The 25,500-nt window shown below is 71.5% G+C and carries 23 protein-coding genes and 1 tRNA gene; 15 read left to right on the top strand and 9 right to left on the bottom strand.

The features are described 5' to 3' along the window. The 3 genes from ACIRB1_RS02410 to ACIRB1_RS02400 all read left to right on the top strand — a co-directional run bounded on the left by ACIRB1_RS02410 (position 1) and on the right by ACIRB1_RS02400 (position 2,912). Positions 1-915, top strand: a complete 915-nt coding sequence (locus ACIRB1_RS02410) for an ATP-binding cassette domain-containing protein (protein ID WP_403464287.1) — start codon at positions 1-3, stop codon at positions 913-915. 1 nt (position 916) lies between these two features. Next, complete coding sequence (locus ACIRB1_RS02405) at positions 917-1,825, top strand: sugar phosphate isomerase/epimerase (RefSeq protein ID WP_352181184.1); 909 nt, start codon at positions 917-919, stop codon at positions 1,823-1,825. Positions 1,826-1,892: 67 nt separating this feature from the next. Beyond that, complete coding sequence (locus tag ACIRB1_RS02400; protein WP_403464884.1) at positions 1,893-2,912, top strand: Gfo/Idh/MocA family protein; 1,020 nt, start codon at positions 1,893-1,895, stop codon at positions 2,910-2,912. Between the two features lie 132 nt (positions 2,913-3,044). Here ACIRB1_RS02400 and ACIRB1_RS02395 read toward each other — a convergent pair whose 3' ends face one another. From ACIRB1_RS02395 to ACIRB1_RS02380, 4 genes are all read right to left on the bottom strand, one after another. Continuing rightward, the gene (locus ACIRB1_RS02395; RefSeq protein WP_403464286.1) at positions 3,045-4,067 is read right to left on the bottom strand and encodes a Gfo/Idh/MocA family protein; all 1,023 of its coding nucleotides are present in this window, start codon (positions 4,065-4,067) and stop codon (positions 3,045-3,047) included. Beyond that, positions 4,064-5,068, bottom strand: a complete 1,005-nt coding sequence (locus ACIRB1_RS02390; RefSeq protein WP_403464285.1) for a Gfo/Idh/MocA family oxidoreductase — start codon at positions 5,066-5,068, stop codon at positions 4,064-4,066. Before ACIRB1_RS02390 ends, ACIRB1_RS02395 begins: the two co-directional genes overlap by 4 nt. A gap of 79 nt (positions 5,069-5,147) precedes the next feature. Beyond that, a complete protein-coding gene (locus ACIRB1_RS02385) occupies positions 5,148-5,936 on the bottom strand; it encodes an SDR family oxidoreductase (protein ID WP_403464284.1) in 789 nt (262 codons plus the stop codon). 8 nt (positions 5,937-5,944) lie between these two features. Next, positions 5,945-7,120, bottom strand: coding sequence for a phytanoyl-CoA dioxygenase family protein (locus ACIRB1_RS02380; RefSeq protein ID WP_352181188.1), 1,176 nt, complete (start codon positions 7,118-7,120; stop codon positions 5,945-5,947). A 107-nt stretch (positions 7,121-7,227) separates the two neighbouring features. Between ACIRB1_RS02380 and ACIRB1_RS02375 the strand changes: the two genes are divergently transcribed. Further along, on the top strand, positions 7,228-8,259 hold the full coding sequence (locus ACIRB1_RS02375; RefSeq protein WP_352181189.1) for a LacI family DNA-binding transcriptional regulator: 1,032 nt from the start codon (positions 7,228-7,230) through the stop codon (positions 8,257-8,259). A 7-nt stretch (positions 8,260-8,266) separates the two neighbouring features. Here ACIRB1_RS02375 and ACIRB1_RS02370 read toward each other — a convergent pair whose 3' ends face one another. Further along, positions 8,267-8,611 (bottom strand): cupin domain-containing protein, encoded by a 345-nt coding sequence (locus ACIRB1_RS02370; RefSeq protein ID WP_352181190.1) that lies wholly within the window; start codon positions 8,609-8,611, stop codon positions 8,267-8,269. Between the two features lie 122 nt (positions 8,612-8,733). Between ACIRB1_RS02370 and ACIRB1_RS02365 the strand changes: the two genes are divergently transcribed. Beyond that, the gene (locus tag ACIRB1_RS02365) at positions 8,734-9,246 is read left to right on the top strand and encodes a hypothetical protein (protein ID WP_352181377.1); all 513 of its coding nucleotides are present in this window, start codon (positions 8,734-8,736) and stop codon (positions 9,244-9,246) included. A 75-nt stretch (positions 9,247-9,321) separates the two neighbouring features. Here ACIRB1_RS02365 and ACIRB1_RS02360 read toward each other — a convergent pair whose 3' ends face one another. Beyond that, positions 9,322-11,019 (bottom strand): helix-turn-helix domain-containing protein, encoded by a 1,698-nt coding sequence (locus ACIRB1_RS02360; RefSeq protein WP_403464283.1) that lies wholly within the window; start codon positions 11,017-11,019, stop codon positions 9,322-9,324. 188 nt (positions 11,020-11,207) lie between these two features. Here ACIRB1_RS02360 and ACIRB1_RS02355 point away from each other — a divergent pair, with 188 nt between their 5' ends. From ACIRB1_RS02355 to ACIRB1_RS02345, 3 genes are read left to right on the top strand one after another with little or no spacing between them, the layout of a single operon-like run. Beyond that, on the top strand, positions 11,208-12,953 hold the full coding sequence (locus ACIRB1_RS02355) for an FAD-dependent oxidoreductase (RefSeq protein ID WP_403464282.1): 1,746 nt from the start codon (positions 11,208-11,210) through the stop codon (positions 12,951-12,953). A gap of 54 nt (positions 12,954-13,007) precedes the next feature. Beyond that, positions 13,008-13,865, top strand: coding sequence for a dioxygenase (locus ACIRB1_RS02350; RefSeq protein WP_403464280.1), 858 nt, complete (start codon positions 13,008-13,010; stop codon positions 13,863-13,865). Then, positions 13,862-14,932 (top strand): maleylacetate reductase, encoded by a 1,071-nt coding sequence (locus ACIRB1_RS02345; protein ID WP_403464279.1) that lies wholly within the window; start codon positions 13,862-13,864, stop codon positions 14,930-14,932. The genes ACIRB1_RS02350 and ACIRB1_RS02345 overlap by 4 nt, the downstream gene beginning before the upstream one ends. 48 nt (positions 14,933-14,980) lie before the next feature. Here ACIRB1_RS02345 and ACIRB1_RS02340 read toward each other — a convergent pair whose 3' ends face one another. Then, positions 14,981-15,559, bottom strand: a complete 579-nt coding sequence (locus ACIRB1_RS02340) for a helix-turn-helix domain-containing protein (RefSeq protein WP_352181195.1) — start codon at positions 15,557-15,559, stop codon at positions 14,981-14,983. Between the two features lie 147 nt (positions 15,560-15,706). On the opposite strand from ACIRB1_RS02340, the gene ACIRB1_RS02335 reads away from it, so the two are divergent. The 4 genes from ACIRB1_RS02335 (at position 15,707) to ACIRB1_RS02320 (ending at position 19,090) form a co-directional block, all read left to right on the top strand. Next, on the top strand, positions 15,707-17,170 hold the full coding sequence (locus ACIRB1_RS02335) for an MFS transporter (protein WP_352181196.1): 1,464 nt from the start codon (positions 15,707-15,709) through the stop codon (positions 17,168-17,170). 26 nt (positions 17,171-17,196) lie between these two features. Beyond that, positions 17,197-17,955, top strand: coding sequence for an NUDIX domain-containing protein (locus tag ACIRB1_RS02330; protein ID WP_403464278.1), 759 nt, complete (start codon positions 17,197-17,199; stop codon positions 17,953-17,955). An 86-nt stretch (positions 17,956-18,041) separates the two neighbouring features. Continuing rightward, positions 18,042-18,956 carry a YceI family protein gene (locus tag ACIRB1_RS02325; protein WP_352181198.1) on the top strand — a complete coding sequence of 305 codons (915 nt, stop codon included), beginning with the start codon at positions 18,042-18,044 and terminating at the stop codon, positions 18,954-18,956. 60 nt (positions 18,957-19,016) lie between these two features. Continuing rightward, positions 19,017-19,090, top strand: a tRNA-Pro gene (locus ACIRB1_RS02320). 132 nt (positions 19,091-19,222) lie between these two features. Here ACIRB1_RS02320 and ACIRB1_RS02315 read toward each other — a convergent pair. After that, complete coding sequence (locus ACIRB1_RS02315) at positions 19,223-20,896, bottom strand: glycosyltransferase (protein ID WP_403464277.1); 1,674 nt, start codon at positions 20,894-20,896, stop codon at positions 19,223-19,225. 166 nt (positions 20,897-21,062) lie between these two features. Continuing rightward, the gene (locus ACIRB1_RS02310) at positions 21,063-22,064 is read right to left on the bottom strand and encodes a glycoside hydrolase family 43 protein (RefSeq protein ID WP_403464883.1); all 1,002 of its coding nucleotides are present in this window, start codon (positions 22,062-22,064) and stop codon (positions 21,063-21,065) included. A 211-nt stretch (positions 22,065-22,275) separates the two neighbouring features. On the opposite strand from ACIRB1_RS02310, the gene ACIRB1_RS02305 reads away from it, so the two are divergent. The 3 genes from ACIRB1_RS02305 (at position 22,276) to ACIRB1_RS02295 (ending at position 25,430) form a co-directional block, all read left to right on the top strand. Then, positions 22,276-24,093 carry an ABC transporter ATP-binding protein gene (locus ACIRB1_RS02305; protein WP_352181200.1) on the top strand — a complete coding sequence of 606 codons (1,818 nt, stop codon included), beginning with the start codon at positions 22,276-22,278 and terminating at the stop codon, positions 24,091-24,093. A 274-nt stretch (positions 24,094-24,367) separates the two neighbouring features. Further along, positions 24,368-24,478, top strand: coding sequence for a putative leader peptide (locus ACIRB1_RS02300; protein ID WP_352181201.1), 111 nt, complete (start codon positions 24,368-24,370; stop codon positions 24,476-24,478). 67 nt (positions 24,479-24,545) lie between these two features. Next, on the top strand, positions 24,546-25,430 hold the full coding sequence (locus tag ACIRB1_RS02295) for a glutathione S-transferase C-terminal domain-containing protein (protein WP_403464276.1): 885 nt from the start codon (positions 24,546-24,548) through the stop codon (positions 25,428-25,430). Positions 25,431-25,500: the final 70 nt, after the last annotated feature.

Below are 25,500 nucleotides of genomic sequence, written 5' to 3'. Positions count from 1 at the left end.
ATGACCGACGACACGAGTGGCACCCACGGTGCGATCCTGGCCGACACCCCGCCCGAGGGCGGCGACCATCCCCTGGTCCGGCTGCGCAACGCGGGCAAGTCCTACGGCAATGTCCGCGCCCTGCACGGCGTCGACCTCGCGGTCCGCCCCGGCCAGGTCACCTGCGTCCTGGGCGACAACGGCGCCGGCAAGTCCACGCTGATCAAAATCATCTCCGGGCTGCACCAGCACACCGAGGGCGAGTTCCTCGTCGACGGGGAGCCGGTGCACTTCACCACCCCCCGCCAGGCGCTCGACAAGGGCATCGCCACGGTCTACCAGGACCTGGCCGTCGTCCCGCTGATGCCGGTGTGGCGCAACTTCTTCCTCGGCTCCGAGATGACCAAGGGCCCCTGGCCCGTGCGCCGTCTCGACATCGAAGGCATGAAGAAGACCGCGGACGAGGAACTGCGCAACATGGGCATCGTCCTGGACAACCTGGACCAGCCCATCGGCACCCTCTCCGGCGGCCAGCGCCAGTGCGTCGCCATCGCGCGCGCCGTGTACTTCGGCGCGCGGGTCCTGATCCTGGACGAGCCGACCGCCGCGCTGGGCGTCAAGCAGTCCGGTGTGGTGCTGAAGTACGTGGCCGCCGCCCGCGAGCGCGGACTCGGCGTCATCTTCATCACCCACAACCCGCACCACGCCTACATGGTCGGCGACCACTTCAGCGTGCTGCGCCTGGGCACGATGGAGTTGTCGGCGGAACGCAGCGAGATCACCCTCGAAGAACTCACCAACCACATGGCGGGCGGCACCGAACTCGCCGCGCTCAAGCACGAGTTGTCCCAGGTCCGCGGCCTCGACATCAACGAACTGCCCGAGGCGGAGGATCTCAAGGCGTCGGCCGGAACGGCTTCCGAAGGGACTGCCTGACATGTCCGACCGTCCTACTCTGGACCGCATCCGGGTCGGGTCCGCCCCCGACTCGTGGGGCGTCTGGTTTCCCGAGGACCCCCAACAGGTGCCGTGGCAGAGGTTCCTGGACGAGGTCGCGCAGGCCGGCTACTCCTGGATCGAACTGGGCCCGTACGGCTATCTGCCGACCGACCCGGCCCGGCTCACGGACGAGATCGCCCGGCGTGACCTGAAGGTCTCCGCCGGTACGGTCTTCACCGGCCTGCACCGGGGGCCCTCGGTCTGGGACACCACCTGGCAACACGTCAGCCAGGTGGCCGAGTTGACCCAGGCGATGGGCGCGAAGCACCTGGTCGTCATCCCCTCCTTCTGGCGGGACGACAAGACCGCCGAGATCCTGGAACCGCCGGAGCTGACCGGCGAGCAGTGGGCCCATCTGACCAAGGGCATGGAGCGGCTCGGGTACGAGGTGAAGGAGGCGTACGGGCTCGACATCGTCGTCCACCCGCACGCCGACACCCACCTCGACACCGAGGACCACGTCGAGCGCTTCCTCGACTCCACCGACTCCGACCTCCTCAACCTCTGCCTGGACACCGGGCATTACGCCTACTGCGGCGGCGACAGCGTCAAGCTGATCGAGACCTACGGCGAGCGCATCGGCTATCTGCACCTCAAGCAGGTCGACCCGGAGATCCTCGCGGACGTCGTCAGGAACGAGGTGCCGTTCGGGCCGGCCGTGGCGCGCGGGGTGATGTGCGAACCGCCGTCCGGCGTACCGGAGTTGGAGCCGGTGCTGGTCGCCGCACAGCGGCTGGGCGTGGAGTTGTTCGCGATCGTCGAGCAGGACATGTACCCGTGCGAGCCGGACAGGCCGCTTCCCGTCGCGGAGCGCACCCGCAAGTTCCTGCGCTCCTGCGGTGCCTGACGGAGCCGGCGACCTTGACGACCCTCACGACGTTGACGACCCCGACTCGAAAGGACGGCCGATGGCCATGAGCCCCCGCGACCCGCTCGGAGTGGCAGTCGTCGGAACCGGAAAGATGGGCGCCGACCACGTCCGCCGGATCGGGGACGTGATCAACGGCGCCCGGGTGAGCGCCGTCGTGGACGTCGACGCCGAGCGCGCCAAACGGATCGCGTCCGCCGTCGACGGCTGCACCGCGTACACCGACCCGGCCGCCGCGATGGCCGCGGACGATGTCGACGCGGTCCTGATCGCCTCACCGGGGCCCGCCCACGAGGCGGCCCTGCTGACGGCCTTCGAGCACGACCTCCCGGTGCTGTGCGAGAAGCCGCTCACCCCCGACGCGGCCTCGGCGCTGCGCGTCCTGGAAGCCGAGGTGCGACTCGGCCACCGCAGGGTCCAGGTCGGCTTCATGCGGCGCTACGACGCCGAGTACATGAAGCTCAAGTCCCTGCTGGAGACAGGCCAGTTGGGCCGGCCGCTGATGCTGCACAACCGGCACCGCAACGCGGCCAGCCCGCCCTTCTTCACCAGCTCCATGCTGATCAGCGACTCCGTGGCGCACGAGACGGACGCCACTCGCTGGCTGCTCGGCCAGGAGATCACGGCGGTCCAGGTGCTGCGCCCGCGGCCCACGGCGAGTGCCCCGGACGACCTCCAGGACCCGCAGTTCGTCGTGTTCGAGACGGACGGCGGCGCGATCGTCGACGTCGAGATGTTCGTCAACTGCGGCTTCGGCTACCAGGTCCAGGCCGAGATCGTCTGCGAACGCGGCACCGCCCGCATCGGCGACGGCCACGCCATGGTCACCAACATGGCCGGCCGCTGGGGCGGCACCATCGCCCAGGACTTCGTCGAACGCTTCGCCGATGCCTACGACCGCGAGATCCAGACCTGGGTCGACGCCACCCGCCGCGGCGAGGTGACCGGCCCGAGCGTGTGGGACGGATACGCGGCGGCGGCCGTGTGCGAGGCGGGGGTGCGGGCGTTGGAGGAGGGCGTACGGGTGGAGGTCGAGCTGGTGGAGCGGCCCGCCTTTTACCGGTGACTGCGTGTTCCAGCGGTGATACCGGTGACTGCTTCTTCCACCGGTCATACTGGTGACCTCTTCCCTCACCGGTGACCACTCCCTCGGGGGCGGCGCGTGCGACCACGCGCCGCCCCCGAGGTGCGTTTTCCGCTACTGCGGGACCGGCGTCCGCGGCCGGGCAGTGAACCCCGCCGCCCGATAGGCCTCGTCGATCAGGGTCATCGTCGCCACCGCGTCGTCCGGACCCAGCGGCAGCGGCGCGCCCTCCCTCAACCGGGCCGCGAACGACTCCAGTTGGTAGGTGTAGGACGAGCGGCGGCCGAGGCGTTCGGTGCGTTCGCCGTCCGTCGTGCGGATCACGACGCGGTCGTCGAGGTGGGGGAGGACGAAGTTCGGCGCGAGCGCCTCACCCCGGCTGCCGATGATCCGGCAGCTCATCGCCACCTCGTCGTACGCCATGTGGCAGCGGGCGGAGCCGGTGGCGCCGCTCGGGAAGGCCACGTCGGCGTCGAGCCACTCGTCGACGCCCGGGGCGCCCGCGCGTTCGCCGCCCCGGGCCGAGACCAGGCGGGGCGCGCCGCCCGCCCAGGGGGCCAGCATCCGCAGGGCGTGCAGGCTGTAGCAGCCCAGGTCCATCACGGCGCCGCCGGCCAGGTCGAGGGACCAGCGCGGGTCGGTGTCCGGCGGGGCCGGGATCGCGACGAGCGTCTCGACGTGCCGGAGTTCGCCGAGTTCACCGGAGGCCAGCAGCTCGTGCAGGCGCCGGGTGACCGGGTGGAAGAGGTAGTGGAAGGCCTCCATGAAGACCGTCCCGGACTTCGCCGCGGCCTCCTTCACCTCCGCCGCCTCCTCCGCGTTGCTCGCGGACGGCTTCTCCGACAGGACGTGCTTTCCCGCCGCCAGCGCGGCGAGGTTCCACGGTCCGTGCAGGCCGTTGGCGAGCGGGTTGTAGACGACCTCCACCTCCGGGTCGGCGATCAGGTCGGCGTACGAGTCCGCCACCCGCTCGACGCGGTGCGCGGCGGCGTACGCCTCCGCCCTGGACCGGTCCCGCGCGGCCACCGCGACCAGGCGGTGGCCGGTCGTCCGGGCCGGACCGATCAGGGACTGCCCGGTGATCCGAGCCGCTCCCAGTACTCCGATGCGCAGTGGTTCCCGGCCCGGACCGCTCATGCCTCCCGTACCTCCTGGATGGTGACAGGGCGGTGCTCGTGCAGCGACAGGGTGCAGGCGTCGGCGATCCAGCCCGCCTCCAGGGCGTCCGCGACCGTGCACGGCGAGGTGCGGGTGCCGGCCACGACCTCGGTGAACGCGCTGAGTTCGGCGCGGTAGGCGGCCGTGAACCGGTCCATGAAGAAGTCGTGCGGCACGCCCGCCGGGAAGGTCACACCCGGCTCCACCGAGCGCAGCGGCAGCTTGTCCTCCAGGCCCACCGCGATGGAGTCCGTGAAGCCGTGGATCTCCATGCGGACGTCGTAACCCCGGGCGTTGTGGCGGGAGTTGGACACCACCGCGATGGTGCCGTCGTCCAGGGTCAGGATCGCGCCCGTGGTGTCGGCGTCGCCCGCCTCCTTGATGTACTCGGCGCCCCGGTTGCCGCCGACCGCGTACACCTCGGTGACCTCACGGCCGGTGACCCAGCGGATGATGTCGAAGTCGTGGACCGAGCAGTCCCGGAAGATGCCCCCGGACGCGGCGATGTACGCGGCCGGCGGCGGCGCCGGGTCCAGCGTCGTGGAGCGCACGGTGTGCAGCTTGCCCAGTTCGCCGGAGAGCACGGCGGCGCGCGCGTTGACGAAACCGGCGTCGAAGCGGCGGTTGTAGCCGATCTGGATCGGCACGCCGCTGCCCTCGACGGCCTTGAGGACCTGGACGCCCTCGGCCATGGTCTTGGCGACGGGCTTCTCGCAGAAGACGGGGATGCCCGCCTCCACGGCGGCCAGGATCAGGCTCGGGTGGGCGTCGGTCGCCGCGGCGATCACGACACCGTCGACCCCGGCGGCCAGCACGGCCTCGGGGGAGTCCGCGACCTCGGCGCCGAACCGCTCGGCGGCCTTCTTGGCGGCCTCCGCGAACGGGTCGGCCACGACGAGGGACTCGACCGCGTCGAGTCCGGACAGGGTCTCGGCGTGGAAGGCGCCGATACGGCCGAGGCCGAGGATTCCGATGCGCATGAGGGCTCTTGCTTTCTGGAGAGGTGCGGGTTGCGTGCGGTGGTCGTCGTGGAGCGGTCCGGTTGCCGGACAGCGGGGGTCAGTCGAGGGCGCCCAGGACGTTCTGGTCCCAGTCGATCACCGAACCGGTGACCACCCCGGACCGCTCGGACAGCAGGAACACCACGAAGTCGGCGATCTCGTCCGGTTGGCCGAGCTTGCCCATCGGCTGGCGTGCGGAGGCCTGGCGGAGCCAGTCGTCCCCGGCACCGTGGAAGGCCCGCTGCGTGGCGTCCTCGCCCTCGGTCGCCGTCCAGCCGATGTTGAGCGTGTTGATCCGGATGCGGTCGAAGCGGTGTGCGTGTGCGGCGTTGCGGGTCAGGCCCGCGAGTCCGGCCTTGGCCGCGGAGTACGGGGCGAGGTGGGGCGGCCCGCCGTGGGCGCAGTTGGAGCCGATGTTGACGATCGTGCCCGGTGCCTCGCGGGCGACCATGTCGGTCACCGCGGCCTGCATCGCGAAGAAGGGGGCCTTCAGGTTGATGGCCATGTGCTGGTCGAACAGCTCGGGTGTGGTGTCCAGCAGCGAGCCGCGGGAGGTGAGCCCGGCCGCGTTGACGAGACAGTCGACGCGCCCGTGGGCCTCGGCGGTCCGTACGACGCTGTCGCGCGCCTGCGCCGGATCGGCGAGGTCCGCCCGCAGGAAGCCGGCGCCCGTGTCCGCGGCGAGCTTCTCGCCCACGTCGGCACGGCGGCCGGTGAACGACACCACCGCGCCCTCGCGCACCGCCGCCCGCACGATCGCGGCGCCCACGCCCTGGCTGCCGCCGTTGACGAGGACGACCTTGCCGTCGAGGAGCCCCGTGAGCCCTGGCCGTTCCGTGGGTCCCATGGCCGTGCTCAGCTCTCGCGCCGCTCGGCACCGGCCCGCAGCTCCCCGCGGAGCGCCTGCGGGTCCCACCCCTCACGCACCGCGCGGCGCACGAGGTCGGCCTGCGACGGCGGGGCGAGACCCTCGACCGGCGGGTCGTTGTCGAGGTTGGTCGGGAACGGGTAGCCCTCGGCGCTCGCCGCGACGACCCTGTCGAGCCACTCCTCGCCCACGCCCTCGGCCTTGCGCTTCAGCAGCACCGGGAAGACCGCGTTGGTGACGGCCTCGCGGTCCACCGTCTCCATCGCCCGCCCGAACGCGGACGACACCTGGAGCAGGTTCGCCATGCGCCGCACGTCCGCCGTGCGGTTGGTGCCTGCCGCGTGGAAGAGCGCCGGGTTGAAGAACGCCGCATCGCCCTTGGCGAGCGGGAGTTGGATGTAGTGCGCCTCGAAGTAGGCCCGGAACTCCGGGAGTCGCCACGCCAGATACCCCGGCCCGAACTTCTGGGAGTGCGGCAGATACATCGTCGGCCCCGACTCCACCGGCATGTCGCAGTGCGCGACCGCCCCTTGGAGCGTGAGCACCGGCGAGAGACGGTGCACGTGCGCCGGATAGCTCGCGGCGACCTCGTTCGTCAGGAATCCGAGGTGGTAGTCGCGGTGCACGGTCTGCGCGGCGCCGCCCGGGTGGACCACGTTGATCTGCGAGGTGACCTGGTAGCCGGGGCCGAGCCAGGCGTCGGAGACCAGGGCCAGGATGTCGTTCGCGTAGTAGTCGGCGAACGCCTCCGGGTCGTAGAGCGCGGCCTTCTCCAGCGCGTTCCACACCCGGTCGTTGGCGCCCGGCTTCGCGAAGTGGTCCCCGGCGCCCGCGCCCGACGCGCGCTGCTCGGCGATCAGGGCCTCGAACACCTCGGTGGAACGGTCCACGACCGACGGGTCCGGGAAGGCACCCCGCAGGACCGCGATGCCGGGCCCCTCGGCGAACGCCCGCACCAGCTCGGCCTGCACCTCACGGCGCTCACCGGCCGCCACGGACTTGCGGAGCCGGTCGCTGTCGTAGACGAGGACGTTCCGCTCGACCGAGGACGCGTAGGGGAAGTCGGCCAGGTCCGTCGGCCGCTCGACGAGGGCGCGGAAGGCGTCGAGGTCGCAGTCCTGCTCGGCGAGCCAGGCGCGGGTTTCTGCTGATGTGAAGGACATCGTCGTCCCCTCGGGTCACGGAGCGGTGCGGTCCTGTCATTCTTGTCAGTACAAACCCATCGAACAACCAGCAGCCAGCCATCAAAAACCCCTCAAGGAGACGACCGGTGGGCCACCCCTTCCCGATCCGTGAAATCGCACGTCAGGCGGGTCTCAGCGAGGCCACCGTGGACCGGGTGCTGAACGGCAGGGGCGGTGTGCGGGAGAGCACCCAGCGTGAGGTGCGCCAGGCCATCGCCGATCTCGACCGGCAGCGCACCCAGGTCAGGCTCGTCGGCCGGACGTTCATGATCGACATCGTGATGCAGACGCCGGAGCGGTTCTCCACCGCCGTCCGGGCCGCGCTGGAGGCCGAGCTGCCCGACCTGCACCCGGCCGTCGTCCGCTCCCGTTTCCACTTCCGGGAGACCGCGCCGGTGCGGGAACTGGTCGCCACCCTGGACCGGATCGCCCGGCGCGGCACCCAGGGCGTCATCCTCAAGGCGCCCGACGTCCCCGAGATCACCGCCGCCGTCGGCCGGCTCGTCGCCGCCGGCATCCCCGTCGTCACCCTGGTCACCGACCTGCCCGCGAGCGCCCGTCTGGCCTACGTCGGGATCGACAACCGGGCGGCGGGCGCCACGGCCGCCTACCTCATGGGCCAGTGGCTCGGCGACCGCCCCGGCAACGTCCTCACCAGCCTGAGCAGCGGTTTCTTCCGCAACGAGGAGGAGCGCGAGATGGGCTTCCGCAGCACCATGCGCGCCCGCTACCCGGAACGGGCCCTCGTCGAGATCACCGAGGGCCACGGACTGGACGTCACCCAGTACGAACTGGTCCGGGCCGCCCTCAGGAACGACCCGGACATCCGCGCGGTCTACTCCATCGGCGGCGGCAACAACGCGACCCTGCGCGCCTTCGCCGACCTGGACCGCGAGTGCGCCGTGTTCGTCGCGCACGACCTCGACCACGACAACACCCGGCTGCTGCACGAGCACCGGCTGTCCGCCGTCCTCCACCACGACCTGCGCCAGGACGTCCGCGAGGCCTGCCGCCTCGTGATGCGGGCCCAGGACGCCCTGCCGCCCGCGGGCCCGACCCCGCCGTCCGCGATCCAGGTCGTCACGCCCTACAACATGCCTGTCCCCGCGCCGCGTTGAGCCCGTCTCACAGAGTGATCGCGTACGCCTTGCGCAGCGTCTCGTGCACGGTCCACGTCGTACGGTCGCCCTCGCGCAGCACGGCCATGTCCCCGGGGCCGACCGTCAGCGTGGGGCCGCCCTCGACCTCGATGGTGGCCGACCCGCTGATCACGACGAACAGCTCGTCCGCCTCGGTGTCGGTGACCACCCCCGGGGTGATCTGCCAGATCCCGCGGAGCTGCCTGCCGTCCGCGGACTCCCACACGACCTTCCCGGTGACCTCGGGCGTACCGGAGACGATCTGCGCCGGATCGAGCGGCTCGGGTTCGAGTTCGGCGTCGGGAATGCGGACTACGAAACTGTGCGTCATGCCGCGACCCTAGCCGGGCCGGAGCGGCCCGGGCCTGGACACTGTGTGGGGTATCGGCCCAGGTGAGGGGACACATCGTCGCGGAGTGGCGGCCCGGCCGGGGCCGGGTGATCGTGGAGGGCATGGCGCAGACCACGGCGACCGCTCCCGAGCCGCACCCGCACGCGACCCGGGAGAACATCCTCTTCGGCGGTGTCTACGGCGCCGTCCTGGCCTGCTCGATGGTCGCCGCGCTCACCCAGTACGGCCACACCGACCGGGGCAGCCGCCGCTACGACGCCCTGTGGCTGCTGGTGACCGCCGCCGCCTCCGCCCTCGCCCACGGGTACGCCCACTACATCGCCGAGCGCGCCCCGCACCGCCGCTGGGACGCCCTGCGCACCCTGCGCGACGAGTGGCCCCTCGTCGCCGCCGCACTGCCCACCGTCTTCCTGCTCGCCGGGGCGGGCTGGGGCTGGTGGCCCGCGAACGGCGTCGAGTACGCGGCGTTCGTCCTCAACATCACGCTGCTGTTCTGCCTGGGCCTCGTCACCGCCCGCTGGTCGGCGCGGAGTTGGGTGGCGGCCATGGCCATCGGGGCGGTGGACGCGCTGCTCGGGGTGGTGGTCGTGGTGGCCAACGCCCTGATCAAATAAGCGCGTTGAGCCTGCGCGCAAGCTCGCTCGGCCCACCCGTCAGCCGGCTCGGTGTGCTCGGGGAACGGCCCCCGTCTACGGGACGTCCCGGTACCCGCGCAGCTTGCGGTACAGCGTCGCCCTGCCGATCCCCAGCGAGACCGCCGCCCGCGCCTTGTTGCCACCATGCCGACGCAACGCGGCCAGGATCGCGGTCCGTTCGGCGTGTTCCATCGGGCTGAGCCGCCGCGCGGCAGGCCCCTCCCGGACGGGATCGGGCAGCTCGGCCCGCCGCACGGGGCCGGTGACCCGCCGGTGTTCCGCCAACGTCCGCACCACATGGGCGAGTTCGGTGACGTTTCCGGGCCACGGGTGCTCCTCCAGGGCCCGCAACGCGTCCAGCGTCCAGGTGAGCGGCGGCTGCCCCGGCGCCGGGCGGGGCGCGAGGACCGGCAGCAACTCCCTTACGTCCTCGGGCCGTTCGCGCAACGCGGGCAGGGTCACCGACCGGGCCGCGAGGGTGTCCAGGAGGCGCTGGAAACAGGGGCCCGGGGGAGTGCCGGGCGTGTAGGTGACCAGCAGATACACGTCCGGGTGTGCGTCGAGGAGGGAGTTGAGCGCGGCGACGTCCGGCTGGGCGAGCCGCTCCGCGTGCCGCAGGAGCAGCGGGCGCCCGTCCGCCAACTCGCTGTACTTCACGCCGAGTTCCGGCGACTCGGCGGCGTCCGCGACCAACGGCACGGTCCCGCCCAGCAGTTCACGGGCCAGCGCGGTCTTGCCGCTGCCACGCTCACCGGTGAGCAGCAGCGGCTCAGGGACCCGGGCCAGCTCGACGGCCCGCGCAACCGCATGCCGCCAGGGCACCGAACCACCGGCCAGCGCCAGCGCGGGACGAGGGGACGGTCGCGGCGCCTCGGTGACCCGCGCTTCCAGTACGGCGACGATCCCGAGTACGCGACCCTCGTGCCGTACGGGGGTGATCTCGGCGGTGCATCCGGCGTCGGCGGGGAGAGACGCCGTGCCACCCGAACGGCGCTCCCTCGCACTGATCCGTTCCAGAGCGGTCAGCACCTGCGGGGTCGCGAGCCGGACCGCCGCCTCGCTGATGAGGCGGTTGCGGCCGTCGAGGGCGACGATCGCGCGGTCCGGGCCGCGGGCGGCGCGGGTGTAGGCGTCGAGGAGGGCCCGTTCGGCGGTACGGGAGCGGGCGAGGAGTTCCGCCTCCACGGCGCAGGCCGCGGCCTCGGCGAGGGCGGCGCCCGGATGCGGGCCGCAGTCCGCGCACAGGGCGGACGCGACGGTCACCGTGCCCAGTACCTGCCCGGAATCCGGAGCGAGCAGCGGCACGCTGACGGCGGACACGTCCTGCCACACGTCGAGGAAGTGCTCGGGGCCGTGCACCTCGGCCCGGCGGCGGGTGCGCAGGGCGAGGGCCGCGCTGTTGTGGCCCACCTCCCGCTCGGAGAGGTCGCGGCAGCGGTCGTCACCCGGCACCTCGCCCGTGGTCCACAGCACCCGCAGCCGCTCGTCGGTGAGGAGCAGCGCCGAGTGTCCGAGGGCCGGCGCGATGCGGTCCAGCACGGGCCGCGCGGCCTCCAACAGGGGCGAATCCGCAGGGAGTTCGGGCTCGTGGACCGGACCGTCGAGGTCGTGCCGTACGCCGTAGAAGCGGGCCCGGCGCCAGGCCGCGAGGACTTCGTCCGGGACGTCGTCGGGCAGCGGGCGGCCGGTCAGGAAGCGCTCGCGCGCGTGGCGGAGCGGGGTGAGGGCGGGGGAGTGATCCAGGGTGGTCATGACGCCTCTCACCGTATCGGGCCCGTGCCGGGCGCCGCCGAGGGGCTGAGACTGTCTCGTAATGAGACACCCGGGCAGGCCCGGCCCGCATCATGATCGTGAAGAGTCGGTGCCCTTCTCACCCGTGTTCCCGCCTCTGCCCCACCCCGTTCCGCCTCACCTCCGTCGCACCCCTGGAGCGTCCCGCCGTGCACGTTGTCGAGACCGACGTACTGATCGTGGGCAGCGGCCCGGCCGGGGCCGCCGCCGCGCTGGCGCTGAGCACCTACGGCGTGCCCCACATCGTCGTCACGCGCTACTCGCGCCTCACCAGGACGCCCCGCGCGCACATCACCAACCAGCGCACCATGGAGATCCTGCGCGACCTCGGGGTCGAGGACGAGGTGCTGGCCAAGGCGACTCCGCAGCACCTGATGGGCAACACCACGTTCTGCACCAGCCTCGCCGGCGAGGAGCTGGGCCGCATCCGTTCCTGGGGCAACGAGCCGATCGTGCAGGCCGCTCACGACCTGGCCAGCCCGACCCGCATGTGCGACATGCCGCAGCACCTGATGGAACCGGTGCTCGTCGACGCGGCGCTCGCACGCGGCTCGCAGATCCGCTTCAGCACGGTCTACACCTCCTTCGTCCAGGACGACGACGGCGTCACGGCCACCGTCGAGGACCGGCTGCGCGGCGACGAGTACCAGATCCGGGCCAAGTACCTCATCGGCGCCGACGGCGGACGCTCGCAGGTCGCCGAGGACGCCGGGCTGCCGATGGGCGGCAAGATGGGCGTCGCCGGCAGCATCAACATCGTCTTCGACGCGGACCTGTCGAAGTACACCGCCCACCGGCCCTCCACCCTCTACTGGGTGCTCGCCCCCGGCGCCACCGTCGGCGGCATCGGCGCGGGCCTGGTGCGCTGCGTCAAGCCGTGGAACGAGTGGCTGATCGTGTGGGGCTACGACGTCACGGCCGGCGCCCCCGACCTCACCGAGGAGTACGCGCTGTCCGTCGTACGGCAGTTGGTCGGCGACGACGACATCCCGGTGACCATCAGGTCGTCCTCGGCGTGGACGGTCAACGAGATGTACGCGGAGACCTACACCAACGGCAGGGTCCTGTGCGCCGGCGACGCCGTGCACCGCCACCCGCCGTCGAACGGGCTCGGCTCCAACACGTCGATCCAGGACGCCTACAACCTGGCGTGGAAACTGAAGCTGGTCCTCGACGGCACCGCCGCACCGGGACTCCTCGACTCCTACGACGCCGAACGCGCCCCCGTCGGCAAGCAGATCGTCACCCGCGCCAACAAGTCCATCGGCGAGACCGCCCCGATCTTCGAGGCACTCGACGGGCTTTCGCCGCAGACGCCCGAGCAGTTGTGGGCCAACATCGACGCCCGCAAGGACGCCACCGAGGCCGCCGCCCGGCAGCGGGCCGCGCTGCGCGAGGCGATCGCCTTCAAGGTGTACGAGTTCAACGCGCACGGCGTCGACCTCAACCAGCGCTATTCCGCGGAGAGTTCGACCGCGGTCGTCCCGGACGGCACGCCCGACCCCGGCTTCGACCGCGACCCCGAGCTGTTCCACCAGCCCAGCTCCCGCCCCGGCGCGAAACTCCCGCACGCCTGGATCACCTCCGGCACCCGCACCCTCTCGACCCTCGACACGGTCGGCAAGGGCCGTTTCACCCTGCTCACCGGCATCGGCGGCGAGGCCTGGCTGCGCGCGGCCGAGGCGCAGTCCCTGGACATCGCCACGGTCGTGATCGGCCCCGGCCAGCAGTACGACGACCCGTACGGCGACTGGGCCCGGCTGAGCGAGGTGTCCGACGCGGGCGCCCTTCTCGTACGCCCCGACGGCTATGTCGCCTTCCGCCACGCCGACGCGGCCGAGAACGCCGAACAGTTGCTCACGGACGCGTTGCGACGCATCCTCGGGCACGTCTGAGATGTCGCACAGGGCAGTTCGCACAGGGCAGTCCGCATCGGGCAGGGAGCCGCAATGACCACTGACGTCACCGTCACGGACGAGGCCGTCGCCAGTCTGGAGGGGACCGCCGACCCCCGCCTCAAGGAACCGCTGACCGGCCTGGTCCGGCACCTCCACGCGTTCGCGCGGGAGACCCGCCTCACCCAGGCGGAGTGGGAGCGGGCGATCGGCTTCCTGACGGAGACCGGGCAGACCTGCACGGACACCCGGCAGGAGTTCATCCTCCTGTCGGACGTGCTCGGCCTGTCGATGCTCGTGGAGACCATCAACGGCGACCATGCCGCCGGTTCCACCGAGTCGACGGTGCTTGGCCCCTTCCACATGACCGAGTCGCCGGTGCGGCAACTCGGCGCGAACATCGACCTGGTGGGCGGAGGCGAGCCCTGCGTGGTCAGCGGCCGGATCGTCTCCGACGACGGTACCCCGCTCCCCGGCGCACTCCTCGACGTGTGGCAGGCCGACGGCAACGGCTTCTACGACGTGCAGCAGCCGGACGTCCAACCCCCGGGCAACGGAAGGGGGTTGTTCACCGCGGACGCCGAGGGCCGCTTCCGGTTCCGCACTTGCGTCCCGAGCCCGTACCCCATCCCCACGGACGGCCCGGTCGGCGAACTCCTGCGGGCCACCGCCCGCCACCCCTACCGCCCCGCCCACATCCACTTCATCGCCTCGGCCGAGGGCCACACCCCGGTCACCACCCACATCTTCGTGGCGGGCAGCGACTACCTGGACTCCGACGCCGTCTTCGCCGTCAAGCAGAGCCTCGTCGAGGACTTCACCCCGACCGACGACCCGTCCCTGGCGCGGGAGTTCGGCATCGAGAACCCCTTCCGCCACGCCCGCTTCGACCTCGTCCTGGACCGCGCGTGAAGAACTTCCTGGACTTCGCCTACGACGCCCAGCCCATGCGGGTCGTCTTCCGTCCCGGCGCCGCGCTCACCGCCACCGCCGGGGAGGCCGAACGGCTCGGCCTGCGGCGGGTGCTGGTGCTCTCGGGTGCCCGGGGCGCCGACACCGCGCGGGCGGTCGCCGACTCGCTGGGGGAGATGTGCGCCGGGGTGCACGCCGAGGCGAGGATGCATGTCCCGGTCGAAGTCGCCGACCGCGCCGTGGAGTTGGCGCGCACGCTCGGCGCCGACGGCTGCGTCGCGGTCGGCGGCGGCTCGGCGGTCGGTCTCGGCAAGGCGATCGCCCTGCGCACCGGCCTCCCGCTGATCGCCGTGCCCTCCACCTACGCCGGCTCCGAGATGACCCCGGTCTGGGGCCTCACCGAGAACGGCGCCAAACGCACCGGCCGCGACCCCGCCGTCCTGCCCCGCAGCGTCGTCTACGACCCCGAACTCACCCTGGAACTCCCCGTCCCGCTCACGGTGACCAGCGGGATCAACGCGATCGCGCACTCGGTGGAAGCCCTCTACGCCCCCGACACCTCGCCGCTGATCGCGCAGATGGCCGAGGAGGGAGTACGGGCGATCGCGGGCGCGCTGCCCCAACTGGCCGCAGAACCAAGGTCGTTGGAGTCCAGGAGCCGGGCCCTCTACGGGGCGTGGCTGTGCGGTTCCTGTCTCGGCGGCACGACCATGGGCCTGCACCACAAGCTGTGCCACGTCCTCGGCGGCACCTTCGGCCTGCCGCACGCGGAGACACACACAGTGGTGCTGCCGTACGCGCTGGCCTACAACGCGCCCGCCGCACCGGAAGCCGCTGCCGCCGTGGCCCGCGCGCTCGACGCCGGGGACGCCGCGCGCGCCCTGTGGGACCTGGCGCGGCGCCTCGACGCACCCCGCTCGCTCGCCGAACTCGGCCTGAAGGAGGGCGACATGGCGACGGCGGCGGCCCAGGCGGTGAGCCAGGAGTACGCCAACCCCCGGCCCGTCACCGAGGACGGCGTGCTCGCCCTGCTGCGCGCCGCCTACGAGGGAACGCCCCCTGTGTGACGGGCCGTTCGGCGCTCCGCGCGTTCAGTGGCGCGCGCGTTCACGCGGTCAGTGATGCGTCCGGACGCCGTCCAGTGCGATCGCCAGGACGCGGTCGCGCTGGGCGTCGTCCACGAACGTCGTGCCGGTGATCCCGGCGGCCATGCGCAGCAGATCGTTGAAGTCCATGTCCGTGCGGGCCACGCCCGCCTTCTGCGCGCGCTCGAACAGCGGGCCGCCCGCGGAGAACATCGACTCACGGCAGGTCTCGAAGATCTCCGAGTCGTTCTCCAGCGCCTGCCGCACCGCCTGCTTCGTCGTCACATAGCCCGCGAAACGGTTGAGCCACAAGGTCAGCGCCTCCCACGGCTCCCGGTCGGCGACGTCCAAGGCGAACTGGCACAGCGCGTTCACCTCGCTCGCGTAGACGCTCTCGAAGAGGGCCCGGCGGGTCGGGAAGTTGCGGTACAGGGTGCCGATGCCGACGCCGGCGCGGCGCGCGATGTCCTCCAGCGAGGCCTCCGAGCCGTGCTCCGCGAAGGCCTCGCGGGCGGCCGTCAGCAGGGCGTCGTAGTTGCGGGCGGCGTCCTTGCGGTGCGGTCTCTGGGCCGCGACGATCTCGCTGACGGGGAACGGTGGGGCCGTCACGGGTGCCTCCCAGGGGCGGGCTCGGTTGAACCGGAGGTATGCCTCCGCTATGGTGGAGGGATACCTCCACTTTAGCAGTGTGGGCGCGTTCCGCCGTAAGACCGTGCGCGGGCGCACCCCCGTTCGCTTGTTCCGGAGAGGCTCTCGATGCCCCGCAAGTCCTCCCGCCTCACCTTCGCGGTCCTCGCGACCGGTGCGGGCGTGTTCTCCATGCTCCAGTCGCTGATCGCGCCGGCCCTGCCGACCGTCCAGCACGCCTTGCACACCTCCCAGTCCACCGCGACCTGGGTGATGACGGCCTACCTGCTGTCCGCCTCGGTCTTCACCCCGATACTCGGCCGCGTCGGCGACCTCATCGGCAAGAAGCGCACGCTCGTCGCCGTCCTGCTGGCCGTGCTCGCCGGCTGTCTGGTCGCCGCGCTCGCGCCCAACATCGGCGTCCTGATCATCGCCCGGGTCGTCCAGGGCATCGGCGGCGCGCTGTTCCCGCTCTCCTTCGGCATCATCCGCGACGAGTTCGACGCGGCCCGGGTCCCGGGCAGCATCAGCAACCTGTCCGCCGTGATCGCCGCGGGCGGCGGCGTCGGCATGGTGGCCGCCGGGCCCATCGTGTCCGCGCTCGACTACCGCTGGCTGTTCTGGTTCCCCGTCGCCATCGTGGCCGTCACCACCCTCATCGCCGTGCGCTACGTCCCCGAGTCGCCCAGCCGGGCCGACGGACGCGTCAACTGGCTCGGTGCCGTACTCCTTTCGAGCTGGCTGGTCGCCCTGCTGCTGCCGCTGAGCCAGGCCGGGACGTGGGGCTGGGACTCCGTGCGGGTCGTCGGCCTGTTCGCCGCGGCCGTCGTACTCTTCACGGCCTGGCTGCTGTCCGAGGCCCGCTCCAGCAGCCCGCTCATCGACCTCAAGGTGATGCGCCTGCCGTCCGTGTGGACCACCAACACCGCCGCCCTGCTGTTCGGCGCGGGCATGTACGCGATCTGGTCCTTCCTGCCGGGCTTCGTGCAGACCCCCTCGTCCGCCGGGTACGGCTTCGGCGCCAGCGTCACGGCGTCCGGCCTGCTGATGCTCCCGATGCTCCTCGCGATGTTCGTCTCGGGCGTGCTCAGCGGCCGCCTGGAACCGGTCGTGGGCGCCAAGGCCCTGCTCACCACCGGTGCCGCCCTCGGCGCGGTCGCCTGCGCGGTCCTCGCCCTCTGGCACGACCAGCAGTGGCAGATCGCCCTGGTGGCAGGCATCTTCGGCTTCGGCATCGGACTCGCCTTCGCCTCCATGGCCAACCTCATCGTCGGCAGCGTCCCGCCCGAGCAGACCGGCGCCGCGACCGGCATGAACGCCAACATCCGCACCATCGGCGGCTCCATCGGCGCCGCCGTGACCAGCGTCCTGGTCACCGGCCGCCTCCAGCCCTCGGGCCTGCCCTACGGCTCCGGGTACACCCACGGGTTCACGCTGCTGGCGGTGCTGCTCCTCGGCGCCGCGCTGGCCGCCCTCATGGTGCCGGCGCGCCGGTCCGGCCGTAGCGGGGGAAGGACCGTCGGGGGCTCCGAGTCGGCGCTCCTGAAGGCGGAGGAGGAGGCGTCGGTGATGGCTCCCGGCGCACTGAACTGACCCCGCCGGTGTGCCAGCATGAACCGGTGATCGAAGAGAGCGCGCGGGGCTCCCGCGCCGAACTCCTGGACGTCCACCGGCTCCGGCTCGTCGAGACCGCCGCTCCCCGGCTCACCTCCGAGGAGCGGCGGGCCATGAACCGGGTGTGGGACGCGAAGGTGCGGGCCAACCCGAGCTTCTTCGACGGGCCGGTCCTGGTGTGCGCGGGCACGCGCCGGGACGGACCGGACGAACTCACCGTCTCCTGGGCCAGGACGACGTACCGGTACTTCGCCCTGCGCCGCGTCCCGTTCGCGGTCTCGTGGCTGCCGTCGTTCTTCGTCGCCGTCCTCCAACCGGTCGACGACGGACGTCTGTTGGTGGGCCGGATGTCGAACTCGACGGCGGCACCGGGACGCTGGCAACTGCCGGGCGGCTCGCTCGAACCGCCCGGAGGCGACGCGCCCCTCGACCTCGCGGCCCTGCACCGGCACGCGGCACGGGAGTTGATCGAGGAGACCGGCATCGAGACCCGGCCCGACGACCTCACCCTCTGGAACGTGGCCCGCGCCGGAAACGGCAGTATCGGCGTCCTGTTCCGTGCCCCGTCCCTTCCGGAGGCGCGGCTGCGCGAGCGGTTCGAGGCGATGACGGCGGCGGAGCGGGCCCGGGGGCGCGAACCGGAGCTGGACGACTTCGTCCTGATCGACTCGACGGCCCGACTCCCGCTCCTGGCGGGCCCGCACGCGGACTACCTGGAGCCGATCGTCCGCCGCTACGAGGCCGCGGCGGTTGAACGGGCGTAACGGGTGTCTCGATATGAGACACCCGTTACGGGGCCGAAGCCTTCACGATCGGCAGGGTACGACTGCTGTGAAGAAAGGTGATCACCATGGCCCTCGCACTGCTCAGGCGCCGGCGGCTCCAAGGCGCCTCCGCCCCGGCGGCGGGCCTCTCGCTCCCCCTCCCGCCCGGCGCGGGCGGCCTCGCCCGGGAGATCGTCGACCCGGTGGGCGCGCCCATGGCCTCCGCCGACGTCACGGTGACGGCCCTGGACTCCCATCGCGTCGCCGCCTCCGGTACGACCGACCCCTACGGCTTCTTCCTCGCGGCCCTGCCGCCCGGCCGGTACAGCCTCCTCGTCTCCGCGCAGGGACTCCAGCCGCACCAGGAGACGGTCGAGATCGTCGCCGGAACCGCCGGGCCCGCGGAGCGCGTCTGGCTCCAGCCCGGCCGCGCCCAGGAACTCCCGCCGCCCGGTACCTGGCTCTTCGACCCGCCGCACACCGCGATCCGCTTCATCGCCAAGCATGTCGGCATGGCCCATGTGCACGGCCGGTTCGAGCGGTTCCAGGGCGGCATCCAGATCGCCCAGGACGTCGCCGAGTCCCGGGTCCAGGTCCGCATCGACGCGTCCAGCATCACCACCGGCAACACCACACGGGACAACCACCTGCGCTCGGGTGACTTCCTCGACGTGGAGCGCTATCCGTACATCGACTTCGCCAGCACGCGGTTCGCCTACCGGGGCGGCAGCAAGTGGACACTCCAGGGCTCCCTGACGATGCACGGCGTGAGCCGCTCGGTGAACCTCGACACCACCTACCTCGGCACGGTCAACGGCGGCTACGCCGAGGAACTCCGCTGCGCCGCCCTCGCAACGGCCGAACTCCACCGCGAGGACTACACCCTGAACTGGCGCAGCATGCTCGCCCGGGGCATCGCCGTCGTGGGACCCACCGTCCAGCTGGAGCTGGACATCCAGGCGATGTACCGCACCCACGACACCCCGACGCCGCCGAAGTGACCCGCTGTATGCGGTAGGGTTTACCTGCGCGTTCACCCGGCCGACCGGGTGCGGCGCGAGCGGGACGTGGCGCAGCTTGGTAGCGCACTTGACTGGGGGTCAAGGGGTCGCAGGTTCAAATCCTGTCGTCCCGACTGGAGACAGTCGTCATGCGGGGCCGGTCTCGGAGAAGTCCGAGACCGGCCCCGCATCATTCCCGGGAACCGGCCGGGGCCCGGCCGAAGATCGGCGTCACCGTCGCTCGGGGGCCGCGCCCACCTGCGTCGCTACCCCAGCATCCAGCCCTCCGCCCGTCGCGCCGTGGCGCGGATGTTCTTCCGTGCGCCAGGAGGCAGCCGCCGCAGCACCTCCCGGACGCCATGCCGTAGCCGGTGGTCGGCCGTGGTGCGGAGCAGAACGCGGCGCGTGGTGCCGATACGGCCGGGTTCGCCCACGGCGAGGCGGAGCTGGCCGCCCGGTCCGGCCCAGGTGGGGGAGACGAGACGCTGCGGTGTGCCTACGGCGACGGTGCCGAGGAGGATGCGGGTGCTGCCCGGGGCGACGGCCAGCCGGGGGCGGCGGCCGATGCCCAACAGCTGGGCGCTGGCCCAGACTTGATACGCGCCGGGACCCATCGGCGCGTCACCGGCGAGGGTCAGCGGGTCGAGGACCGTCTCACCGGTGACCACGACGCGGTGGAGGTTCCCGCCGAGCGATTCCAGCGCCGGGGTCAACTCCCCCTCGGGATACCACCAGTGGTTGTCGGCGGTCTCGTGCACGATGAGTTCCCCGTACGCGTGCGAGAACGGGTCCGGGACTTCCCAGTGCTCCGCTCCCCTTATGCCGTCGAGGAGTTGGGGGTCGAGGAACATCCGGCCGTCGCGCTCCACGAGGGTCAACGGCTCACCGTCGCCCCGGACCATGCCGACGCGGGTGCGGATCACCAGCTTGCCGTCGCGCCAGCGCATGTCGTCGACCTCGACCCGCGCCCTGATCCGCTCGGTGCGCCGGGCGAGTTCGACCAGCGAGTCCAGTCGGTCCCGCACGAGCAGCTCGGACCGCAGCCGGCTGATCGCCGGGAGCCCTTCGCTCACCCCCGGCGGGTAACTGGTCATCGCCATCCGGCGGACGGTGGTGAAGTACTCCTCCAAGTCCTTGCCGGTACGCCGCAGTACGCGCGGCTCGCTCACCGGCCGCAGCAGCTCCACCCGGTACGAACGACGCAGCAGCCGGTCCTGGAGGTCCCCCGGCGGTGTGCCCTCCTTGATCGCCTCCACGACCTTGTCCAGGTGGCCGTAGTAGTCGTCGGCGGTGATCCTGCGGCTGCTGTTGTTGCCGCCGTCCTCACGTCGATTCCACTGGTAGCAGGGGTAGTCGCCGAGTATCGACACGGTCTTGGCCCGTACGTAGGTGCGCGCCATGAACAGCTGGTCCTCCAGCCTGACCCGCCCCTCGGGGAAGCGGATGCCGTGTTCGCGCAGGAACTCCCGGCGGAACATCTTGTGCGGCGTCAGGCTCTCGATGAGCGGTGCGTCGGCGACCGTGCACCGCTCGACCGTCCGCTTGAACACATTGCTGGGCCCCTGCATCGTCCCGTGCACCTTGCCCAGCACGATGTCCGACCCGTTGCGCTCCGCCAGGGCGTACAGCCGCTCCAGCGCCTCGTACGACAACTCGTCGTCCTGGTCCACGAACTGGACGTACTTCCCCTTGGCCCGGTCCACCCCCACGTTCCGCGGCTTGCCCGGCCAGCCCGAGTTCTCCTGCCGGTACACCCGCACATGCGGATGCGCCTCCGCCAGCCGGCCGAGCCGCTCGGCGGAGTCGTCCGTCGACCCGTCGTCGACGTACACGACCTCGTAGGCGTCGGCACCCAGGCTCTGGTTGACGAGCGACGGTGCGCAACGGTCGATGTAGGAACCGGCGTTGTAAATGGGTACGACAACGCTGACCTTGATCAAGACATCCCCCCCGGGACAAGTGTCGTTTCCCTACGAGACACTTGTTGTTGGGGATAAGTTGTACGACCGTTGGGGTGCGCCTTACCGAGGGCGACGACGGGCCGGCGTCGTCAGGGCGAGCCGGGTGGTCCGGGTGGTCCGGGCCGTGCGGGGAGCGGCGGGCGGTTCACCCGCCGCCGTCCAGGTCGGTGCGCTGCCGCAGCACCCGCAGCTCGTCACCGGTCAGCTCCATCTCGTAGAGCTTGCCGCGCGCGTTCTCGAACGGCCGGTGCAGGACCATCATCAACTGCCCCTCGAACGTGCGGAACAGCATCCCGTGCCCGCTGTCCTCCCGCACCAACGGCCGCCGTTGCACCCAAGGCCCCTGTAGCGTACCGGACGTGGAGACCGCGTAGGTCTGCACGTAACCACCGGTGAGGGTGCCGTCCGCGCCGAGGACGTTCTTCTCGTACGTCGACCACAGCATGAGGAGGGAACCGTCCGGGCCGGGATACAGCTGCGGTCCGTCCGTGACGTACGGCGGGAGTTGGTGCGGCACACCGGCCGGGATCTCCTCACCGATCCAGGGCGCGTCCGAGGCCTTGAAGAGGAACACGGGGTCGCCGATCGTCCCGGTCAGGTCCGGGGCCAGCCGGATCGCCTCCATCGTGCCGTCGACCGTCTGCAACCACTCGTGCGCGTACACCATCCACGGCTGCCCGGACGGGTCGACGTACAGCGTGCCGTCCAGGGTCATGAGGCGCTCGGGCGGGGTGGGACGCGCGGGGTCGACCGACGTGAAGGGACCCAGCAGGGAATCGGACACGGCCGTGATCGTGCCCCGCCGATGGTTCGCGAGCCGAAACGGCGTGCCCCAGCGGCCAGTCGGGGGCACCGGCAGCGGACTGCCCTCGTCGTGCAGCGTGGTGAAGAGGTAGTACCTGCCCTGCCAGGCGTGCACTTCGGGCGCCCAACCACCGTCTCCCGCCCAGAGGTTGCCCTGCTCCGCCGCCAGGAACACCACCGCCGGACGCGTCCACTCGCGCAGGTCACCGCTCCGGTAGACCATCGTGCCGACACCCCGAACGCCGGACACCGACGGGTCGTTGGACGTGTAGAGGTGGTACGTGCGGCTCGCCTCGTCGGCGACCACGAACGGGTCGTGCAACGGCATGTCGGGAAGCCGCATCGGTCCACCGGTGAGCCGCGCCGGTCCGCTGTCCGCAATGATCGCCACGGTCGCAGAATACGTCGGCACCCCGTTCCCGCAAGCCCCTCAATCCCCCCTCGCACCCCTGCTGTTGAGGGAAAAAAGCTTGGACTGCACGGAGGCCGTCGCGGGACACTGCCAGTCCTGGCCAGCCGTCACGCCGGGCACCGGACGACATCACGGGGTGGGGATGGGATCGCCTGAACCGCGCGTCGCCGGGCCGCGCAGAGGTCCGGTGTTACTCGCACTTCGTTACTACGGACGGGAGTTGGCCCGGCTCCGCCGCTGGACCGCGCCCGCCACACTGCTGCCCGCGCTGGGCAACATCGGCATCAACTACATCGCCCCGCTGATCGTCGCCAAGCTCGTCGGCCGCATCGCGGGCGACACGGGCATCGGCGTGGGCTCGTCACTGCCGTACGTCCTCGGGTTCGCCGGAGTCCTGCTGCTCGCCGAGGTGTTCTGGCGGCTGGGACTGCACTGTCTGAACCGACTGGACGCGCTCGGCATCGAGCACCTGTACGTCATCGGCATGGACGAACTCTTCGCCAAGGACGCCGCGTTCTTCCACGACAACTTCGCCGGGTCCCTCACCAAGCGGGTGTTGAGCTTCGCCTCCCGCTTCGAGGAGTTCGTCGACACGATGACGTTCCAGGTCGTGGGCAGCCTGGTCCCGCTGCTGTTCGGCTCGGTCGTGCTGTGGCGCTACGAACCGCTGCTCGTCGTGGCCCTGTTGGCGATGATCGCGCTCACCGCCCTGGTCGTCGCGCCCCTCATCCGGCGCCGCCAGGCACTCGTCGACCTGCGCGAGGAGGCCATCGCCCGGGTCTCCGGCCATGTCGCCGACAGCCTGATGAACATGGACACGGTCCGCGCGTTCGCCGCCGAGGAACGCGAGGCCGCAGAACACCGCTCCCGCGTCGCCCAGTCGAGGCGCCTCACCCTCCGCTCCTGGGACTACGGCAACCTGCGCATCGACACCCTCGTCGCACCGCTCTCCGTGCTCACCAACGCGCTCGGCCTGCTCCTCGCGGTGGCCCTCGGCGGCGGCGAACACGGCGTCGAGGCCGTCGTCGTCGCGTTCACGTACTACACGAACGCGACCCGGATCATGTTCGAGTTCAACCAGATCTACCGGCGCCTGGAAAGCTCGATGACCGAAGCCGCCCAGTTCACCGAGCTGTTGATGGCCCCGCCCACCGTCCTCGACCCGGACAAGCCCGAACCCCTGCGCTCCCGGGCCGCCGACGTCCGCTTCGAGAACGTCACCTTCGCCCACGCGGGCGCCGACACCCTCTTCGACGGGCTCGACCTGACCGTGCCCAGCGGCACGAAGATCGGCCTCGTCGGCCGGTCCGGCGGCGGCAAGACCACCCTCAGCCGGCTGCTGCTGCGGATGACGGACATCGACGCCGGCCGCATCCTCATCGGCGGCCAGGACATCAGCAAGCTGCGCCAGGCCGACCTGCGCAGCCTCATCGCCTACGTCCCGCAGGACCCGGCGATGTTCCACCGCACCCTGCGCGAGAACATCACCTTCGCCCGGCCCGACGCCACGGAGGCCGAGGTCCGCCGCGCGGCCGAGGCGGCGCACGTCACGGAGTTCGCCGACACCCTGCCGGACGGCTTCGAGACGATGGTGGGGGAGCGCGGGATCAAGCTCTCGGGCGGGCAGCGCCAACGCGTGGCCCTCGCCCGGGCGATCCTGCGCGACGCCCCGATCCTGCTGCTCGACGAGGCGACCAGCGCCCTCGACTCCGAGAGCGAGATCCTCGTCCAGGAAGCGCTGTGGCGGCTCATGGAGGGCCGGACCGCCCTCGTCGTCGCACACCGGCTGAGCACCGTCGCCGGCATGGACCGGCTCGTCGTCCTCGACCGGGGCCGGATCGTCGAACAGGGCGCGCACCAGGAGCTGTTGACCGCGGACGGCGCCTACGCGAAGCTCTGGCGCCACCAGTCGGGCGGCTTCCTCGACGACACCCCCGAGCAGGCCGCCGACCTGCACTGACAGGCCCAGCACCGCCAGGATTCCGGGGACTTCGTGCCGTCGGACGCGCGGGGCGTCGGTGATCTCCTGCAACCGGCGAGTCGACCTCGACGACAAGTACATCTCCGCCATGTACGACGACCGGCTCGGCTTCGGGACGCCGAGGTACGCGAAGCAGGGGTGCGGGGCGTCCACGGACCGGGCCGTCGATGCCCGGTCCGTGGACGCCCTCTTGACCTCGGGTGGCGGTGGATCGACACTCGAGCAGGGAATCCTAGTGAACAGGTAGGGAAATATGGGGCTTGAGCCGGTCACCACTCGCCGCGTGGGCCGTTCGCCTCTTCTGACCTCCCGCCGTCACATCGATCTGCTGCGGGTGTGCAGCGCACTGAACCCCCTGCGCTGAACCCCGCCCACCGCACGACGACGCTTCCGCCGCGCGTACGTCCACGCGCCCGTACCCGGGGAGTCCCATGTCCAGCACGTCTCTCGCCGCCGTCCCCGCACCTCGGTCCACCCCCGCGTTCCGGGGCCGGATCGGGCGCGACGCGCGCAGCGGGCACTATGCCGTGCCGCGCCGCTACCGCCTCCACCTGTCCACCGCCTGCGCCGACGGCCTGCGCATCGCCGTCACCCACAGCCTGCTCGGCCTCGACGAGAGCTGTCCGGCCGTGTTCCTGTCCGCCGTACCCGACTGTCCGAGTGGTGGACACTCCGTGCTGCGCCCGCTCTACGACGCGAGCGCGCACCGCTACTCCGGTCCCGCCGCCGCGCCGGTGCTCAGCGACGACTGGTCCGGCCGGATCGTCAGCACCCACGCCCCCGACATCATGCGCGACCTGGCCCGGCACTTCGGCGAGAGCGGACTCAGCCTCTACCCGTGCGGCGCCGAGTCCGAGATCGAGGCCGTCGAGCGCCTGTGCGCGCAGGGCATCGAGGACGCCGCGCAGCGCGCCGGAGCGGCCGGTGCCGAGCAGCCGGAGCGCGACGAGGCGCTCGGCCGGCTGCTGGAGACCCTGGGCGCACTGGACCGCTGGCTCGACGGCCGCGAACACCTGATCCGCGACGAACTCACCGCCGCCGACGTCGAGTTGTGGGTGTCACTGGTGCAGCTCGACACCGTGCACCGCAACCACCTGGACGCCGCCGCCGTGCAGCGCATCGCCGATCACCCCCACCTGTGGGCCTACGCCCGCCGCCTGGCCGCCCACCCGGCCTTCGGCACCCACCTCGACCTCGACGGCATCGCCCGCCGCCACCACGCCCACTGCCGGGGTCTGGAGGCCGCCGGCGCGGCTGTCCAGATCCTGGACTGGGCAGCCCACGCGGCGGACGAAACCGGGGCCTGTCGCAGCTGAGCGGCCTCCCGGACGGTCCAACAGGTGGACCGTCGTTGACAGTCGAACAGGCATCTGACTTACTACCGCT

The sequence above is a fragment of the Streptomyces sp. NPDC096013 genome, assembly GCF_044763565.1.
Classification (GTDB): Bacteria; Actinomycetota; Actinomycetes; order Streptomycetales; family Streptomycetaceae; genus Streptomyces.
Note: the sequence above shows the minus strand (reverse complement) of the source record. Positions and strands in the feature narration are given on the sequence as shown.